The sequence below is a fragment of the Pseudomonas sp. N40(2020) genome (assembly GCF_014472415.1).
Taxonomy (GTDB): Bacteria; Pseudomonadota; Gammaproteobacteria; order Pseudomonadales; family Pseudomonadaceae; genus Aquipseudomonas.
Window position 1 is genome coordinate 107,802 of sequence record NZ_JACSZV010000004.1, and the last position, 15,056, is coordinate 122,857.

Sequence of the window (15,056 nt, forward strand, 5' to 3'; positions counted from 1 at the left end):
CATGGCTGAGAGCGAAAGCGGTCAGGACAAAACAGAAGACCCCACGGAGAAGCGCAAAAAGGACTCCCGCGAAAAGGGTGAGGTCGCGCGCTCCAAAGAGCTCAACACCCTGGCCGTGATGCTGGCCGGTGCCGGTGCTCTGCTGGTGTTTGGCGGCATGCTGGCGCAGGACTTGATGGATCTGATGCGCTTGAACTTCTCGCTGCCGCGCGAAGTGATCATGGATCAGCGCTCCATGGGCACTTTTCTGATGCATTCCGGCAAGCTCGCGCTGGTGGCGATTCAGCCGATCATGATTACCCTGTTGCTGGCCGCGCTGTTGGGGCCGATTGCCCTGGGCGGTTGGTTGTTTTCCGCCGGCACCATGGCACCCAAATTCAGCCGGATGAACCCCGGCGCGGGCCTCAAGCGCATGTTTTCGATGAAAGCCATCGTCGAGTTGCTGAAGGCGTTGGCCAAGTTTTTCATCGTGCTGGCCGTGGCGCTGGTGGTGTTGTCTGCGGACGTCGACGACTTGTTGCGTATCGCCCATGAGCCGCTGGATCAGGCCATCATTCACAGCGTGTTGCTGGTGGGTTGGAGCACTTTGTGGATGGCCTGCGGGTTGATCCTGATCGCAGCGGTCGACGTCCCGGTGCAGATCTGGGAGAGCATGAAAAAGCTCAAAATGACCAAGCAGGAAGTGCGTGACGAGCACAAGGATCAAGAGGGGCGGCCGGAGGTCAAACAGCGCATCCGCCAGACTCAGCGCGAAATGTCCCAGCGACGGATGATGGCGGCGATTCCCGATGCCGACGTGATCATCACCAACCCGACCCACTACGCGGTGGCACTCAAATACGACGCCGAGAAGGGTGGTGCGCCATTGCTGCTGGCCAAAGGTAGCGATTTCCTGGCGTTGAAGATTCGCGAAATCGCCGCGGCCAACAACGTCATGCTCCTCGAGTCGCCAGCGCTGGCGCGTTCGATCTACTACTCCACCGAACTTGATGAGGAAATCCCCGGCGGGCTGTACTTGGCGGTTGCCCAGGTCTTGGCCTACGTCTATCAGATCCGCCAACATCGCGCCGGCAAGGGCAAGCGCCCGGACCCGCTCAAGGATGATTTGCCGATCCCGCCGGATCTGCGCCGCGATTCCTGATGCCGTTTGTCTGAAACCTGTGCATACCTGTCAACTCTGACAGGTGCGTTCGTTTTGTCTTTGCAGTTTTATGCAGGTTATACCGCGCACTTGGCGCGAGTACTCGGCACGCGCAAGGGAGCAAGACAATGAAAGGTACTTTCAGTAGCTATGACCCAAAAACCGGCAAGGGCATCATTACGCCTAAGCGCTCCGGGACTTCTTTTGCGGCCGCTACGGGCTTCTTTTTGTCGGACACAGGTTACGAGTTCAACATTCCAAAGACCGATCCAAATCGAGACAAGATCAAAGTGGGCGATCCTGTGGAATTCGACGAGCCGAAAACGGCGCGAGGAAAAGCCACAAATCTGCGTCTGGGTCCGGATCGCCCTCTGAAGTAGTCCGCGGCTGATTTCTGACGTCTTCCGTCTGTCTGAAAAGCCTGCATACCTGTTAGTTCTGACAGTAGACGCCGACCTCCGGTAGCGCTCCCATGTGTTTGGGAATAATCCCACAGCGCAGAGGGTGCACTCATGACACAGCGAATCTACAAAAAGCTTGAAGGAATGACACTGAAATATGTGTCAGGGCGGCTCGAACAGCGTCCCGAGGAGCGGGCCATTCGTTACACGGTGTCCTTCGATATGGATCTGGACTTCACCCACTTCGTGCAAATGGCCAATGTTTATAGTCCGGGTTACCTGGATAGTCCGGTCAACGCGATTAGGCCTGAGCTGGACGGCCTGGCTTATCACTACTCCTACAACTACCTGTTTTCCTCGGCGGGCAATATTCGCGATAACGAGGCGTTGTTCAAACTGTTCACCTCGCCAGACAACTACATGGATGATTGGGCCACCAGTAATGATCTGGAAGTGCGCTATGGCAAGCCAGCTTTTGCCATTATCGGGCGCACACTGCGAATCACCGCGCACCAGGATTTCCGGGTGCTGGTTGGTTCACGTCAGATTGAAATCGAGGATTTGCCGATCATTCGTTTTCAATGGGCTCTCAATCTGCTGGAAGGCCATGCTGAGGCGCCGGGGGTGACGGCGCCAATAACCAAGGTCGTGCTCATGTACGCACATGAGGATCTGGTTGAGGCTGAAGGTCTGCAAATGTTCAGGGGGACGCGATACATCAATAGCCGGCAACTCAGCTTCGGTAATATTGCTCCCAGCCAGATTCTGACGGCGCAGTAACAAGCGCTTGAAGCAACAGATCGCAGTCTGCGGCAACTCCTACAGCTGAGATGAACCCCTGTATGAGCTGCCGAAGGCTGCGATCTGTTGATCTTGCAACCCGCGAGAATTGATCGTTCCCACGCAGAGCGTGGGAACGATCTTCAGGTCTGTGTCAGCGGGCTAGTTCGGCAACTCCAGATTATCCAGCACCCGATTCACCGCCAGTTCCCCGAGCATGATCAGTTGCGCAATGCCCAGCAGCGTCCGGCGTTGCGAGGCGGGTATGAGATGGGCGAAGTCATTGGCGATGGTTCTTGCTGAGGCGAGTGTTTCGCAAGCGTTGGCCAGTAGTTCCTCGTTTTTGAAGTCCGCGGTGACGGCGTACATCGCACGGGTTTTACGTGGCGGCGGCGTGGAGCCGGGCGGGCAGAGATAGTGATCGAGCGCGCGGTCGGCGGCTTCGTGGAGCTTTTTCGAATCGAGGGATTCGTACGGCGAGGTGGGGTCGATTTCGGGCGGGTTGGGTGTTGGTTTGATCATGGTGAAGCTCCTACAGGTGAGGCCACCAAAACCCGTCGCTAAACAGGAAAAGGTGGCGGCTGGACGCAGGTTAGCGAACCGGGTGTAGGCGCCCGGCAGACCCGAAGGTCTCCCGCGCACAGCCGCCATGACATCAATTGCAGGAAGAGTGCCTGCAATGGAGTTTGGAGCGCTGGTGCGCCTACATAGATCCGAGTCGCTAAACCCGATCGCTGATTCGTCAGCGACCGGACCACGATAGAGACCCGGCACAAAGCGCACAAGCCGGCGGATTCTGGCGTAGCTGTAGGCAATGGCGCAAGGATGTGTAGCCTGATTACGTGTCTTGGCGTGTCTTTTAAACATTGGTGTTTAAAAGCAAAAGATCGCAGCCTTCGGCAGCTCCTACAGGGATCGCATTCGGTGCGATCTTTTTTTGCCCGCGCAAAAGTTGGAAGGCTTCTTGCAATAGCCGCCGTGAGCCCGCTCTGGGCGTCAAAAGTTTGCTTTAAAGGAACGGGGAAAACCGGTGGATCGCTCTCAGTTATTCAACACTGCTCGCACTAATGTTGCCGACCTCAGTCGAGGCAATCTGGGCGTGCCGTTGTTGCTGCTGGTCATGTTGGCAATGATGATGTTGCCGATCCCGCCGTTCCTGCTGGACGTGTTTTTTACCTTCAACATTGCTCTGTCTATCGTCGTCCTGCTGGTCTGCGTCTACGCGCTGCGGCCGCTGGATTTTGCGGTGTTCCCGACCATTCTGCTGGTCGCGACATTGCTGAGGCTGGCGTTGAACGTGGCGTCGACGCGGGTGGTGATGCTCCACGGGCAGGACGGCCACGCCGCCGCCGGTAAGGTGATCCAGGCCTTCGGTGAAGTGGTGATCGGCGGTAACTACGTGGTCGGTATCGTGGTCTTCGCGATCCTGATGATCATCAACTTCGTCGTGGTGACCAAGGGTGCCGGGCGTATTTCCGAGGTGAGCGCGCGTTTCACCCTCGATGCGATGCCTGGCAAACAAATGGCCATCGACGCCGACCTCAACGCCGGTCTGATCGACCAGAACCAAGCCAAGTCGCGCCGTCAGGAAGTCGCCCAAGAGGCCGAGTTCTACGGTTCGATGGACGGTGCCAGCAAATTCGTTCGCGGTGACGCCATCGCCGGTTTGCTGATTCTGTTCATCAACCTCATCGGCGGCATGGCTGTCGGTATCTTCCAGCACAACATGACCTTCGCCGACGCCGGCAAGGTTTACGCCTTGCTGACCATTGGTGACGGTTTGGTGGCGCAATTGCCATCACTGTTGTTATCAACAGCCGCGGCGATCATGGTGACCCGAGCTTCCGGCTCGGAAGACATGGGCAAACAGATCAACCGTCAGATGTTCGCCTCGCCGAAAGCGCTGGCGGTGGCTGCTGGTTTGATGGCGGTCATGGGCCTGGTGCCGGGCATGCCGCACTTCTCGTTCCTGAGCATGGCTGCACTGGCCGCCGGTGGCGCGTATCTGTTCTGGAAGAAGCAAAACGTCGTCAAGGTGCAGGCGCTGCAAGAGGTCAAGCGTCAGCAGGAACTGCTGCCGTCGCCGGCCCGCGCCATGGAAACCAAGGAGCTTGGCTGGGACGACGTGACCCCGATCGACATGATCGGCCTGGAAGTCGGTTATCGCCTGATTCCGCTGGTGGACCGCAATCAGGGCGGACAATTGCTGGCGCGGATCAAGGGCGTGCGCAAGAAGCTCTCGCAGGATCTGGGCTTCCTGATGCCCACTGTGCACATTCGTGACAACCTCGATCTGGCGCCGAGCGCCTATCGCCTGACCCTGATGGGCGTGATCCTTGCTGAAGCCGAGATCTACCCGGATCGCGAACTGGCGATCAACCCGGGCCAGGTCTACGGCACGCTCAACGGCATCAACGCCAAAGATCCGGCTTTCGGTCTGGAAGCGGTGTGGATCGAAATCAGCCAACGGGCGCAGGCGCAATCCCTCGGTTACACCGTGGTTGATGCGAGCACCGTGGTCGCGACCCACTTGAACCAGATTTTGTACAAGCATTCCAGTGAGCTGATCGGCCACGAGGAAGTGCAGCAACTCATGCAATTGCTGGCCAAAAGCTCGCCGAAACTGGCCGAAGAGCTGGTGCCGGGTGTGGTCTCGCTGTCGCAACTGCTCAAAGTGTTGCAGGCGCTGCTGGCCGAACACGTGCCGGTACGCGATATCCGCAGCATTGCCGAAGCTATCGCTAACAACGCCGCGAAGAGTCAAGATACCGCCGCGCTGGTGGCCGCCGTGCGGGTCGGCGTATCGCGCGCCATCGTCCAAAGCATTGTAGGCACTGAGTCCGAGCTGCCTGTGATCACATTGGAACCAAGGTTGGAACAAATATTGCTCAATAGTCTGCAGAAGGCAGGACAAGGCTCGGAAGAGGGCGTTCTGCTGGAGCCAAGCATGGCCGAGAAGCTGCAACGGTCGCTCATCGAAGCGGCGCAGCGTCAGGAAATGCAAGGTCAGCCGGTGATCCTGTTGGTAGCAGGCCCGATTCGCGCGATGCTTTCGCGCTTCGGTCGCCTCGCAGTTCCGGGGCTGCATGTGCTGGCCTACCAGGAAATCCCGGACAACAAGCAAGTGACGATCGTTGCGACAGTAGGGCCCAACGGCTGAGGTAGTGGTTTATGCAAGTTAAGCGTTTTTTCGCCGCCGATATGCGTCAGGCCATGAAGCTGGTTCGTGATGAGCTGGGCGCTGATGCCGCCATCATTGGCAACCGCCGCATTGCCGGCGGCGTCGAGCTGACGGCGGCGCTGGATTACAAACTGTCGGCGCTGGCGCCACGGGTTCCGAACATGGAGCTCGAGGATGAACTGCGCAAGACCCAGTCGCGCATCGTCACTGCACAAGCCGAACTGAGCCTGCGTGGCGAAGCCGACGGCAATAGCAATCGCCAGATCTTTGCCGGGCTGCCGTTGACCGCTGGCCTGCCGCTGACTGCCGCCGAACCGTTGAGCGAGCCGACTTACGCTGCGCCAGCGCGTCCAGCCCCGGCACCTGCGCAATCGTCTGGCGGTGTTGATCCGCGTGCACTGGATTCGATGCGTTTTGAATTGAACAGCCTGCGCGAGCTGATGGAAGTCCAGCTCGGCACCCTGGCCTGGAATCAGCTGCAAGGCAGCCGTCCGGCGCAAGCCAACCTGTATCGCCGTCTGCAACGGATCGGTCTGTCCGGCCCGTTGTCGCGCGACTTGCTGGCGATGATCACTGATATCGAAGAACCTCGTCAGGCCTGGCGCATGTTGCTGGCGCACCTGGCGCGGATGATTGCCGTACCGGAAGTCGAGCCGCTGGAAGAGGGCGGTGTGATTGCGATGGTCGGCCCTGCCGGCATGGGCAAGACCACCACGCTGGCCAAGCTTGCTGCGCGCTATGTGCTCAAATACGGCGCGCAGAACGTCGCGCTGGTGAGCATGGACAGTTTCCGCATCGGCGCTCAGGAACAACTGAAGACCCTGGGCCGGATTCTCAACGTGCCGGTAACCCACGTCGATCCGGGCCAGTCGCTGGTCCAGGCGCTGGATCCGCTGCTGCGCAAACGCGTGGTGCTGATCGATACCGCCGGCCTGCAAGCCAGCGATCCGGCACTGCGCATGCAGCTCGAAAGCCTGGCCGGTCGTGGCATTCGTTCAAAAAATTATCTGGTCTTGGCAACCACCAGCCAGAAACAGGTTCTAACCGCCGCTTATCACAGTTACAAGCGTTGTGGGCTCGCCGGGTGCATCCTGACTAAACTGGATGAAACGGCCAGCCTTGGCGAAGTGTTGAGCCTGGCGATCAGTCATGAATTGCCGGTCGCGTACCTGACCGATGGCCCACGGATTCCGGATGATTTGCATCTGCCACGCCGTCATCAACTGGTCAGCCGCGCCGTCAGCGTGCAAATGCAGGAAGAACCCAGCGAAGAAGCCATGGCTGACATGTTCGCTGATATCTATCACAGCCCGACCAAGCAGGTAGGCTGAGGTATTCATGAACAGTTTTTGTACCTACATCGATGGTCTGCCACGCATTGTTCCGGTTGTGAACGCGCAGCCAGTAATGTGGCCTCCGTCTATGCAAGACAAGGTAAAGAAATAACATGGGCAGCATGCATCCCGTACAGGTGATCGCGGTGACCGGCGGCAAAGGTGGCGTCGGCAAGACTAACGTGTCAGTGAACTTGTCTCTGGCGCTGGCAGAGCTTGGCCGTCGGGTCATGCTGCTGGACGCCGATCTGGGGCTGGCGAACGTCGACGTTCTGCTGGGCCTGACGCCCAAACGCACGCTGGCCGACGTGATCGAAGGCCGCTGCGAGCTGCGCGACGTTTTGTTGCAAGGCCCGGGCGGGATCCGCATCGTGCCCGCTGCGTCCGGCACCCAGAGCATGGTTCACCTCAGCCCGGCGCAACATGCCGGTCTGATTCAGGCCTTCAGTGACATCGGCGACAATCTCGACGTTTTGGTGATCGACACCGCTGCGGGTATTGGTGACTCGGTAGTCAGTTTTGTTCGCGCCGCGCAAGAAGTGTTGCTGGTGGTCTGCGACGAGCCGACCTCGATCACTGACGCTTACGCCCTGATCAAGTTGCTCAATCGCGATTACGGCATGAACCGCTTCCGCGTCCTGGCCAACATGGCCCAGAGCCCGCAAGAAGGTCGCAACCTGTTCGCCAAGTTGACCAAGGTCACGGATCGCTTTCTTGACGTGGCCCTACAATACGTCGGCGCCGTGCCTTACGACGAAAGCGTGCGCAAGGCGGTGCAGAAGCAGCGTGCGGTCTATGAAGCCTTCCCGCGTTCCAAGTGCGCGCTGGCGTTCAAGGCGATCGCTCAGAAGGTCGACACCTGGCCGCTGCCTGCCAACCCGCGCGGCCACCTTGAGTTTTTCGTCGAACGCCTCGTGCAGCAAACGGCAGGGCCTGTGCTATGACCGCCAGCGGTATGAATTACTACAAGAAGTCGGCACGTGACGCGCAGTACGAGTTGATCGAGCGTTACGCGCCACTGGTAAAACGCATTGCCTATCACCTGCTGGCGCGATTGCCGGCGAGTGTGCAGGTCGAGGATCTGATCCAGGCCGGGATGATCGGTCTGCTCGAAGTCTCGACCAAATATGACGCCAGCAAAGGCGCCAGTTTCGAAACGTACGCGGGCATTCGAATCCGCGGCGCGATGCTCGACGAAGTGCGCAAAGGGGACTGGGCGCCACGCTCGGTTCACCGCAACACCCGTATGGTCAGTGACGCGATTCGCGCAATTGAAGCTAAAACCGGCCGTGATGCTAAAGATCACGAGGTTGCGGCCGAACTCCAATTGAGTCTCGACGATTACTACGGGATTTTGAATGACACCCTGGGCAGCCGCTTGTTCAGTTTCGACGACCTGTTGCAGGACGGCGAACACGAAGGGCTGCACGAGGATGGCGCCAGTGCTCATCTTGAGCCGTCACGCGATCTGGAAGATGAACGCTTCCAGGCAGCGCTGGCGGACGCGATTGCCAATTTGCCGGAGCGTGAGCGACTGGTGTTGGCGCTGTACTACGACGAAGAGCTGAACCTCAAGGAGATCGGTGAAGTCCTTGGCGTCAGTGAATCGCGGGTCAGCCAGTTACACAGCCAGTGCGCGGCCCGTTTGCGGGGGCGTTTGGGGGAGTGGCGAGCGCGCTGAAGGCAGTGTGGGGACACTGCGAACGAGGCTGGTGCGGTGATAAACGGCACCGGTCTTGCTCTGTTGTGCTCCAGACAGTCTTCGAGTGCTGCGCCGATTGATTGAAGTGGCGCGTCCAGGTGCTGGGCGCGTTTAAGACTGCTTGGAGGTCGAATTGAACAAAGACATGAAAATCCTCATCGTTGATGACTTCTCAACGATGCGGCGGATCATCAAGAACCTGCTGCGGGATCTTGGGTTCACCAACACCGTAGAGGCCGACGATGGCATTACCGCCATTCCGGTACTCAACAGCGGCAGCATCGACTTTCTGGTAACGGACTGGAACATGCCGGGCATGACCGGTATCGACCTGCTGCGTCACGTGCGTGCCGATGAAAAACTCAAGCACCTGCCAGTGCTGATGGTGACCGCTGAAGCCAAGCGCGAGCAAATCATCGAGGCCGCTCAGGCCGGTGTGAATGGCTACGTGGTCAAACCTTTCACGGCTCAGGCGTTGAAAGACAAAATCGAGAAGATTTTCGAACGCATCGGCTGATGACGCGCGGGGGAGCTATGGAGCATAACGAATCTTCACAGGGCGATTTCGAATCGACCCTGAAAAAACACGCGGTCGAACTGGTCGAGAGCCTTGAAAAAGGCAGGTTCGGCGACGCTGTGCAACTGATCCATGAGCTCAATCAGACCCGTGACCGCGGCCTGTATCAGGAAGTGGGCAAGCTCACACGCGAACTGCACAGTGCGATCGTCAACTTCCAGATCGATCCGCACATGCCGCAGGCCGAGGAAGTGTCGCAAATCACCGACGCCACCGAACGCCTGGGCTATGTGGTCAAGCTGACAGAAGCCGCGGCCAACCGCACCATGGATCTGGTGGAAAGCGCCACGCCGGTGGTCAATGGTCTGGCTGAAGAAGCCCAGGCCTTGAGTACCGATTGGGGGCGTTTCATGCGTCGTGAAGTCGGGGCTGAAGAGTTCCGCGAACTGGCGCGCCGGGTCGACGGTTTTCTGTCGCGCAGCAGCACGGACAACCGTGCGGTGTCGAGCAATCTGAACGACATCCTGCTGGCTCAGGATTATCAGGACCTTACCGGTCAAGTGATCAAGCGTGTGACCCAACTGGTCACCGAAGTCGAAAGCAATTTGCTCAAACTCGTCCTCATGGCCAGTCAGGTGGACCGCTTTGCGGGCATCGAACATGACCGTGCGGCGATGCTTGCAGAAAAAGATCCACAAAAACATCTCTCGCAGGGTGAAGGTCCGCAGATTCATGCCGATAAACGAGAAGACGTTGTGTCCGGTCAGGACGATGTGGACGATTTGTTATCCAGCCTTGGATTCTAGAGTTTTTGAATTTTAGGTTTTTTGGGTTTTTAGACCTGTAGGAGCACCCCATTAATGAGCTTCGGCGCCGATGAAGAGATCCTTCAGGATTTCCTGGTTGAGGCCGGCGAGATTCTTGAGCAACTGTCCGAACAACTGGTCGAGCTGGAAAGCCGTCCGGATGACGCAGATCTGCTCAACGCAATTTTTCGCGGTTTTCACACTGTAAAAGGGGGCGCCGGCTTCCTTCAGCTCAACGAGCTGGTGGAGTGCTGTCACATCGCCGAAAACGTGTTCGACATCCTGCGCAAGGGTGAGCGTCGCGTTGATGCAGAACTGATGGACGTTGTCCTCGAAGCACTGGACGCGGTGAACAGCATGTTCAGCGAAGTCCGTGAACGTGCCCCGATCACCGCTGCGACTCCGCAACTGCTGGCTGCACTGGCACGTCTGGCCGAGCCGCAAACGGCGGATGAAGCCCCGGCTTCGCCAGTGGCCGAGATGATCGAGGAACTGGTCGTCGAGGGCGATTCTGGTGACATCACCGATAACGAATTTGAACAGCTGCTGGACTCGCTGAACGCCGTCAAGGCCGAAGCCGAGGCCCCGGCCGCTGCTGCACCTGCGCAAACTGCCGATGCGGCAGCCAGCGATGAAATCACCGATGCCGAGTTCGAGTCGTTGCTCGATCAACTGCACGGCAAAGGTCAGTTTGCAGCCGACGCGGTCACGCCAGCAGCGGCCAAACCTGCGGCACCTGCGGCGGGCGACAGTTCGGACATCACCGACGACGAATTCGAAGCACTGCTCGATCAGTTGCACGGCAAAGGCAACTTCGCCGTTGAAGCGCTGGAGTCGGCAATTGCTTCGGCACCTGCTGCGCCTGCCGCTCCGGTGGCTGCCGCTGCCGGCAGTGATCTGATCAGCGATCACGAGTTCGAATCGCTGCTCGACGAATTGCACGGCAAAGGCAAGTTCACTGAAGTTGGCGCCGCTGCTGCAGGCTCCGCTTCGACAGTCGCCACGCCTGCCGCGAAGGCACCGGTCGCTGCTGCGCCGAAACCTGCCGCCAAGCCTGAGCCAAAAGCTGAAGCGCCAAAACCTGCGGCCGCTGCTGCACCGGCTCCGGCCCGTGCTCCGGCTGCACCGCCACCGGAAAAACCGGCGAGCGAAGCCGAGACCACCGTGCGGGTCGACACTGCACGTCTCGACGAAATCATGAACATGGTCGGCGAGTTGGTGCTGGTGCGTAACCGTCTGGTGCGCCTGGGTCTGAACAGCGGCGACGAAGCCATGCAAAAGGCCGTGTCGAACCTCGACGTGGTCACGGCTGACTTGCAGACCGCGGTGATGAAGACGCGGATGCAGCCGATCAAGAAAGTCTTCGGGCGCTTCCCGCGTCTGGTTCGCGACCTCGCGCGTCAGCTCAAGAAAGAGATCAACCTGGAACTGGTCGGCGAAGAAACCGACCTCGACAAAAACCTTGTCGAGGCTCTGGCCGACCCGCTGGTCCACTTGGTGCGCAACGCCGTCGACCACGGTATCGAGTCGCCGGAAGAACGTGAAGCATCGGGCAAGGCCCGTGGTGGTCGCGTGGTACTGGCAGCCGAGCAGGAAGGCGACCACATCCTGCTGTCGATCTCCGATGACGGCAAAGGCATGGACCCGAACGTCCTGCGTGCGATCGCGGTAAAACGCGGCGTGATGGACAAGGACGCGGCCGATCGCCTGAGCGACACCGAGTGCTACAACCTGATTTTCGCTCCGGGCTTCTCGACCAAGACCGAGATCTCCGACGTGTCCGGCCGCGGTGTCGGCATGGACGTGGTGAAGACCAAGATTTCCCAGCTCAATGGTTCGATCAACATCTACTCGACCAAGGGCCAGGGCTCGAAGATCGTCATCAAGGTGCCGCTGACCTTGGCGATCATGCCAACCCTGATGGTGATGCTCGGCAATCAGGCGTTCGCGTTCCCGCTGGTCAACGTCAACGAAATCTTCCACCTCGATCTGTCGACCACCAACGTCGTGGACGGTCAGGAAGTGGTGATCGTGCGGGACAAGGCATTGCCATTGTTCTACCTCAAGCGCTGGCTGGTCAGCTCCGCCGCTCACGAAGAGCAGCGCGAGGGCCATGTGGTGATCCTTTCGGTGGGCACGCAGCGGATCGGCTTCGTCGTCGATCAACTGGTTGGCCAGGAAGAAGTGGTCATCAAGCCATTGGGCAAAATGCTGCAAGGGACTCCGGGCATGTCCGGCGCCACCATCACCGGTGACGGCCGCATTGCACTGATTCTCGATGTTCCAAGCATGCTCAAGCGTTACGCCGCACGGCGTATTTGAATCCGGGGCGGCGGGGCGACGACGCCCCGCTGCACCTAATGGAGTGTTTATGGCAGTCAAAGTCCTGGTGGTGGACGATTCGGGTTTTTTCCGCCGCCGCGTCTCGGAAATTCTTTCAGCGGATCCGAGCATCCAGGTTGTCGGCACGGCAACCAACGGTAAAGAGGCGATCGATCAGGCCATGGCCCTCAAGCCGGACGTGATCACCATGGACTACGAGATGCCAATGATGGACGGCATCACGGCAGTGCGGCACATCATGCAGCGCTGCCCGACCCCGGTGTTGATGTTCTCCTCGCTGACCCACGAAGGCGCCCGGGTAACCCTGGATGCGCTGGACGCCGGCGCGGTGGATTTCCTGCCGAAGAATTTCGAAGACATCTCCCGTAACCCGGAGAAGGTCAAGCAACTACTGTGCGAGAAGGTTCACAGCATCTCGCGCAGTAACCGTCGTTTCAGCGCTTACAGCGCGCCAGCCCCGACCGCAGCGCCTGCACCTGCGGCAGCTCCGGCTGCGTCGAGTTACAGCAGCCACAGCACTGCTGCTCCGGCACGTCCGGCACCCGCGCCTGTTCCTGCTCGCGCATCGGCTGCCAGCGCTTCGTCGCCGGCACCGAAACGCAAGGCCTACAAACTGGTTGCCATCGGCACGTCGACTGGCGGCCCGGTTGCCCTGCAACGAGTATTGACTCAGTTGCCGGCGAACTTCCCGGCACCGATCGTGCTGATCCAGCACATGCCAGCGGCGTTCACCAAGGCTTTCGCCGAGCGTCTGGACAAGCTCTGCCGCATCAGCGTCAAGGAAGCCGAGGATGGCGACATCCTGCGTCCGGGCCTGGCGCTGCTGGCTCCGGGTGGCAAGCAGATGATGATCGACGGCCGTGGTGCGGTGAAAATCCTCCCGGGCGATGAGCGTCTGAACTACAAGCCGTGCGTGGACATTACTTTCGGTTCCGCCGCGAAATCCTACGGTGACAAAGTTCTGGCGGTCGTACTGACCGGCATGGGCGCCGACGGCCGCGAAGGCGCGCGTCTGCTCAAGCAGGGCGGTAGCTCGGTGTGGGCGCAAGATGAGGCAAGCTGCGTGATCTATGGCATGCCGATGGCCATCGTCAAAGCCGACCTCGCTGATGCGGTGTACGGTCTGGACGATATCGGCAAGCACATCGTCGAGGCCTGTATCTGATGGATGTTCTAAGCCTTATCGGCATCATCATGGCGTTCGTCGCCATCATCGGCGGCAACTACCTTGAAGGTGGTCACCTCGGTGCGCTGGCCAACGGCCCGGCGGCGCTGATCGTAGTGGGCGGCACCATCGGTGCTGCGCTGTTGCAATCACCGATGAGCGCGTTCAAACGCGCCATGCAGATCCTCGCCTGGATCTTCTTTCCGCCGCGTGTGGATCTGGCCGGCGGCATCGACCGCGTGGTCAACTGGAGTCTCACCGCACGCAAGGAAGGCCTGCTGGGTCTGGAAGGGGTGGCCGATGCCGAACCCGACAGCTACTCGCGCAAAGGTCTGCAACTGCTGGTCGACGGCGCCGAGCCGGAAGCGATCCGCAGCATCCTTGAAGTGGATTTCTACACCCAGGAAGCCCGCGACATCGAAGCGGCCAAGGTCTTTGAAAGCATGGGCGGCTACGCGCCGACCATCGGCATCATCGGCGCGGTGATGGGCCTGATCCACGTGATGGGCAACCTTGCCGACCCGACGCAACTGGGTAGCGGCATCGCCGTGGCATTCGTCGCGACCATTTACGGCGTGGCCAGTGCCAACCTGATCCTGCTACCGGTGGCGGCCAAGTTGAAGTCAATCGCGTTGCGGCAGTCGCGTTATCGCGAAATGTTGTTGGAAGGCATTCTGTCGATCGCCGAAGGTGAAAACCCACGCTCCATCGAGTTGAAGCTGCAAGGCTTCATGGACTAAGGGAATAACCTCATGGCTCGTCGCAGACATCAGGAAGAACACGTCAACCACGAGCGCTGGCTCGTTTCCTACGCGGACTTCATTACCTTGCTGTTCGCGTTCTTCGTGGTGATGTACTCGATTTCGTCGATCAACGAAGGCAAGTACAAGGAAATTTCCGAAGCGCTGGTCGGGGTCTTCAAGGATTCCGACCGCGCGCTCAAACCGATCCCGATTGGCGACGAACGACCGAAGACCGTGACCCCGGCCAAGCCGCTGGTCAAGGACGCCGAGCAGATCGACGCCGGTATCGCCGGTGCCAGCGATCCGCTGAAAAGCATTGCCGACGATATCAGCGCGGCGTTCGGCGACCTGATCAGCTCCAACCAGATGACCGTGCGCGGCAACGAGTTGTGGGTCGAGATCGAACTCAACTCCAGCCTGTTGTTCGGCAGCGGCGATGCCATGCCGAGCGACATTGCGTTCAACATCATCGACAAGGTTGCGGCGATCCTCAAGCCGTTCGACAACCCGATCCACGTCGAAGGTTTTACCGACGATCAACCGATCCGCACCGCGCAGTACCCGACCAACTGGGAGCTGTCCTCGGCGCGCTCGGCAAGCATCGTGCGCATGCTGGCGATGCAGGGTGTGAATCCCGGCCGTCTGGCTTCGGTGGGTTACGGTGAGTTCCAGCCAGTGGCCAACAATGCCACCGCCGAAGGTCGCGGGAAAAACCGTCGTGTGGTGTTGGTGGTGTCGCGCAATCTCGATGTACGCCGCAGCCTCACAGGCACCGGAACCGCCAACGCGCAACCGGATGCCGCACTGAAGCGCGCTGGCACACAAACTGCACCGACCCCGGTCAAGACGCCGGGACGCGAGAGTGCCGTCAATTCTCCGTCGCCCGCATTAATACGCTGAGCCATGTCTCGGTCGAGCATCTCGGCCGGGAGGAAAGAAACGA

General features: G+C 59.5%; 14 protein-coding genes. 13 read left to right on the forward strand and 1 reads right to left on the reverse strand.

Annotation, left to right across the window (positions count from 1 at the left end; genetic code table 11):
- Position 1: 1 nt before the first annotated feature.
- From flhB to IAI51_RS04495, 3 genes are all read left to right on the forward strand, one after another.
- A complete protein-coding gene (flhB, locus tag IAI51_RS04485) occupies positions 2-1,141 on the forward strand; it encodes a flagellar biosynthesis protein FlhB (RefSeq protein WP_187677388.1) in 1,140 nt (379 codons plus the stop codon).
- Between the two features lie 128 nt (positions 1,142-1,269).
- Complete coding sequence (locus IAI51_RS04490) at positions 1,270-1,521, forward strand: hypothetical protein (RefSeq protein ID WP_187677389.1); 252 nt, start codon at positions 1,270-1,272, stop codon at positions 1,519-1,521.
- A gap of 132 nt (positions 1,522-1,653) precedes the next feature.
- Positions 1,654-2,322: a hypothetical protein gene (locus tag IAI51_RS04495; RefSeq protein WP_187677390.1), complete on the forward strand. Its 669-nt coding sequence runs from the start codon at positions 1,654-1,656 to the stop codon at positions 2,320-2,322.
- 162 nt (positions 2,323-2,484) lie between these two features.
- On the opposite strand, the gene IAI51_RS04500 is transcribed toward IAI51_RS04495, so the two are convergent.
- The gene (locus IAI51_RS04500; protein WP_187677391.1) at positions 2,485-2,844 is read right to left on the reverse strand and encodes a DUF6124 family protein; all 360 of its coding nucleotides are present in this window, start codon (positions 2,842-2,844) and stop codon (positions 2,485-2,487) included.
- Positions 2,845-3,352: 508 nt separating this feature from the next.
- Between IAI51_RS04500 and flhA the strand changes: the two genes are divergently transcribed.
- The 10 genes from flhA (at position 3,353) to motD (ending at position 15,013) form a co-directional block, all read left to right on the forward strand.
- Positions 3,353-5,482, forward strand: coding sequence for a flagellar biosynthesis protein FlhA (gene flhA / locus IAI51_RS04505; RefSeq protein ID WP_187677392.1), 2,130 nt, complete (start codon positions 3,353-3,355; stop codon positions 5,480-5,482).
- An 11-nt stretch (positions 5,483-5,493) separates the two neighbouring features.
- Positions 5,494-6,834: a flagellar biosynthesis protein FlhF gene (flhF, locus tag IAI51_RS04510; RefSeq protein ID WP_008077677.1), complete on the forward strand. Its 1,341-nt coding sequence runs from the start codon at positions 5,494-5,496 to the stop codon at positions 6,832-6,834.
- Between the two features lie 116 nt (positions 6,835-6,950).
- Complete coding sequence (gene fleN, locus IAI51_RS04515; protein WP_003222917.1) at positions 6,951-7,781, forward strand: flagellar synthesis regulator FleN; 831 nt, start codon at positions 6,951-6,953, stop codon at positions 7,779-7,781.
- The gene (fliA, locus tag IAI51_RS04520; protein ID WP_003222919.1) at positions 7,778-8,518 is read left to right on the forward strand and encodes an RNA polymerase sigma factor FliA; all 741 of its coding nucleotides are present in this window, start codon (positions 7,778-7,780) and stop codon (positions 8,516-8,518) included. The genes fleN and fliA overlap by 4 nt, the downstream gene beginning before the upstream one ends.
- Positions 8,519-8,684: 166 nt before the next feature.
- Complete coding sequence (locus IAI51_RS04525) at positions 8,685-9,056, forward strand: chemotaxis response regulator CheY (RefSeq protein ID WP_008072643.1); 372 nt, start codon at positions 8,685-8,687, stop codon at positions 9,054-9,056.
- A 17-nt stretch (positions 9,057-9,073) separates the two neighbouring features.
- Positions 9,074-9,862 (forward strand): protein phosphatase CheZ, encoded by a 789-nt coding sequence (locus tag IAI51_RS04530; RefSeq protein WP_027613919.1) that lies wholly within the window; start codon positions 9,074-9,076, stop codon positions 9,860-9,862.
- A gap of 54 nt (positions 9,863-9,916) precedes the next feature.
- Positions 9,917-12,184, forward strand: a complete 2,268-nt coding sequence (locus tag IAI51_RS04535) for a chemotaxis protein CheA (protein WP_187677393.1) — start codon at positions 9,917-9,919, stop codon at positions 12,182-12,184.
- Positions 12,185-12,233: 49 nt separating this feature from the next.
- Positions 12,234-13,370, forward strand: coding sequence for a chemotaxis response regulator protein-glutamate methylesterase (locus IAI51_RS04540; protein WP_187677394.1), 1,137 nt, complete (start codon positions 12,234-12,236; stop codon positions 13,368-13,370).
- On the forward strand, positions 13,370-14,110 hold the full coding sequence (locus IAI51_RS04545; protein ID WP_187677395.1) for a flagellar motor protein: 741 nt from the start codon (positions 13,370-13,372) through the stop codon (positions 14,108-14,110). Before IAI51_RS04540 ends, IAI51_RS04545 begins: the two co-directional genes overlap by 1 nt.
- 12 nt (positions 14,111-14,122) lie before the next feature.
- Positions 14,123-15,013 carry a flagellar motor protein MotD gene (gene motD, locus IAI51_RS04550; RefSeq protein ID WP_187677396.1) on the forward strand — a complete coding sequence of 297 codons (891 nt, stop codon included), beginning with the start codon at positions 14,123-14,125 and terminating at the stop codon, positions 15,011-15,013.
- Positions 15,014-15,056: the final 43 nt, after the last annotated feature.

Excerpts from the sequence above, each read along its gene's own strand:
- IAI51_RS04495 (WP_187677390.1), top strand. The coding sequence starts at position 1,654 with ATGACACAGCGAATCTACAAAAAGCTTGAAGGAATGACACTGAAATAT.
- flhB (WP_187677388.1), top strand. The coding sequence starts at position 2 with ATGGCTGAGAGCGAAAGCGGTCAGGACAAAACAGAAGACCCCACGGAG.
- IAI51_RS04545 (WP_187677395.1), top strand. The coding sequence starts at position 13,370 with ATGGATGTTCTAAGCCTTATCGGCATCATCATGGCGTTCGTCGCCATC.
- IAI51_RS04490 (WP_187677389.1), top strand. The coding sequence starts at position 1,270 with ATGAAAGGTACTTTCAGTAGCTATGACCCAAAAACCGGCAAGGGCATC.
- motD (WP_187677396.1), top strand. The coding sequence starts at position 14,123 with ATGGCTCGTCGCAGACATCAGGAAGAACACGTCAACCACGAGCGCTGG.
- IAI51_RS04540 (WP_187677394.1), top strand. The coding sequence starts at position 12,234 with ATGGCAGTCAAAGTCCTGGTGGTGGACGATTCGGGTTTTTTCCGCCGC.
- IAI51_RS04525 (WP_008072643.1), top strand. The coding sequence starts at position 8,685 with ATGAAAATCCTCATCGTTGATGACTTCTCAACGATGCGGCGGATCATC.
- IAI51_RS04535 (WP_187677393.1), top strand. The coding sequence starts at position 9,917 with ATGAGCTTCGGCGCCGATGAAGAGATCCTTCAGGATTTCCTGGTTGAG.
- fleN (WP_003222917.1), top strand. The coding sequence starts at position 6,951 with ATGGGCAGCATGCATCCCGTACAGGTGATCGCGGTGACCGGCGGCAAA.
- IAI51_RS04530 (WP_027613919.1), top strand. The coding sequence starts at position 9,074 with ATGGAGCATAACGAATCTTCACAGGGCGATTTCGAATCGACCCTGAAA.
- IAI51_RS04500 (WP_187677391.1), bottom strand. The coding sequence starts at position 2,844 with ATGATCAAACCAACACCCAACCCGCCCGAAATCGACCCCACCTCGCCG.
- flhF (WP_008077677.1), top strand. The coding sequence starts at position 5,494 with ATGCAAGTTAAGCGTTTTTTCGCCGCCGATATGCGTCAGGCCATGAAG.
- fliA (WP_003222919.1), top strand. The coding sequence starts at position 7,778 with ATGACCGCCAGCGGTATGAATTACTACAAGAAGTCGGCACGTGACGCG.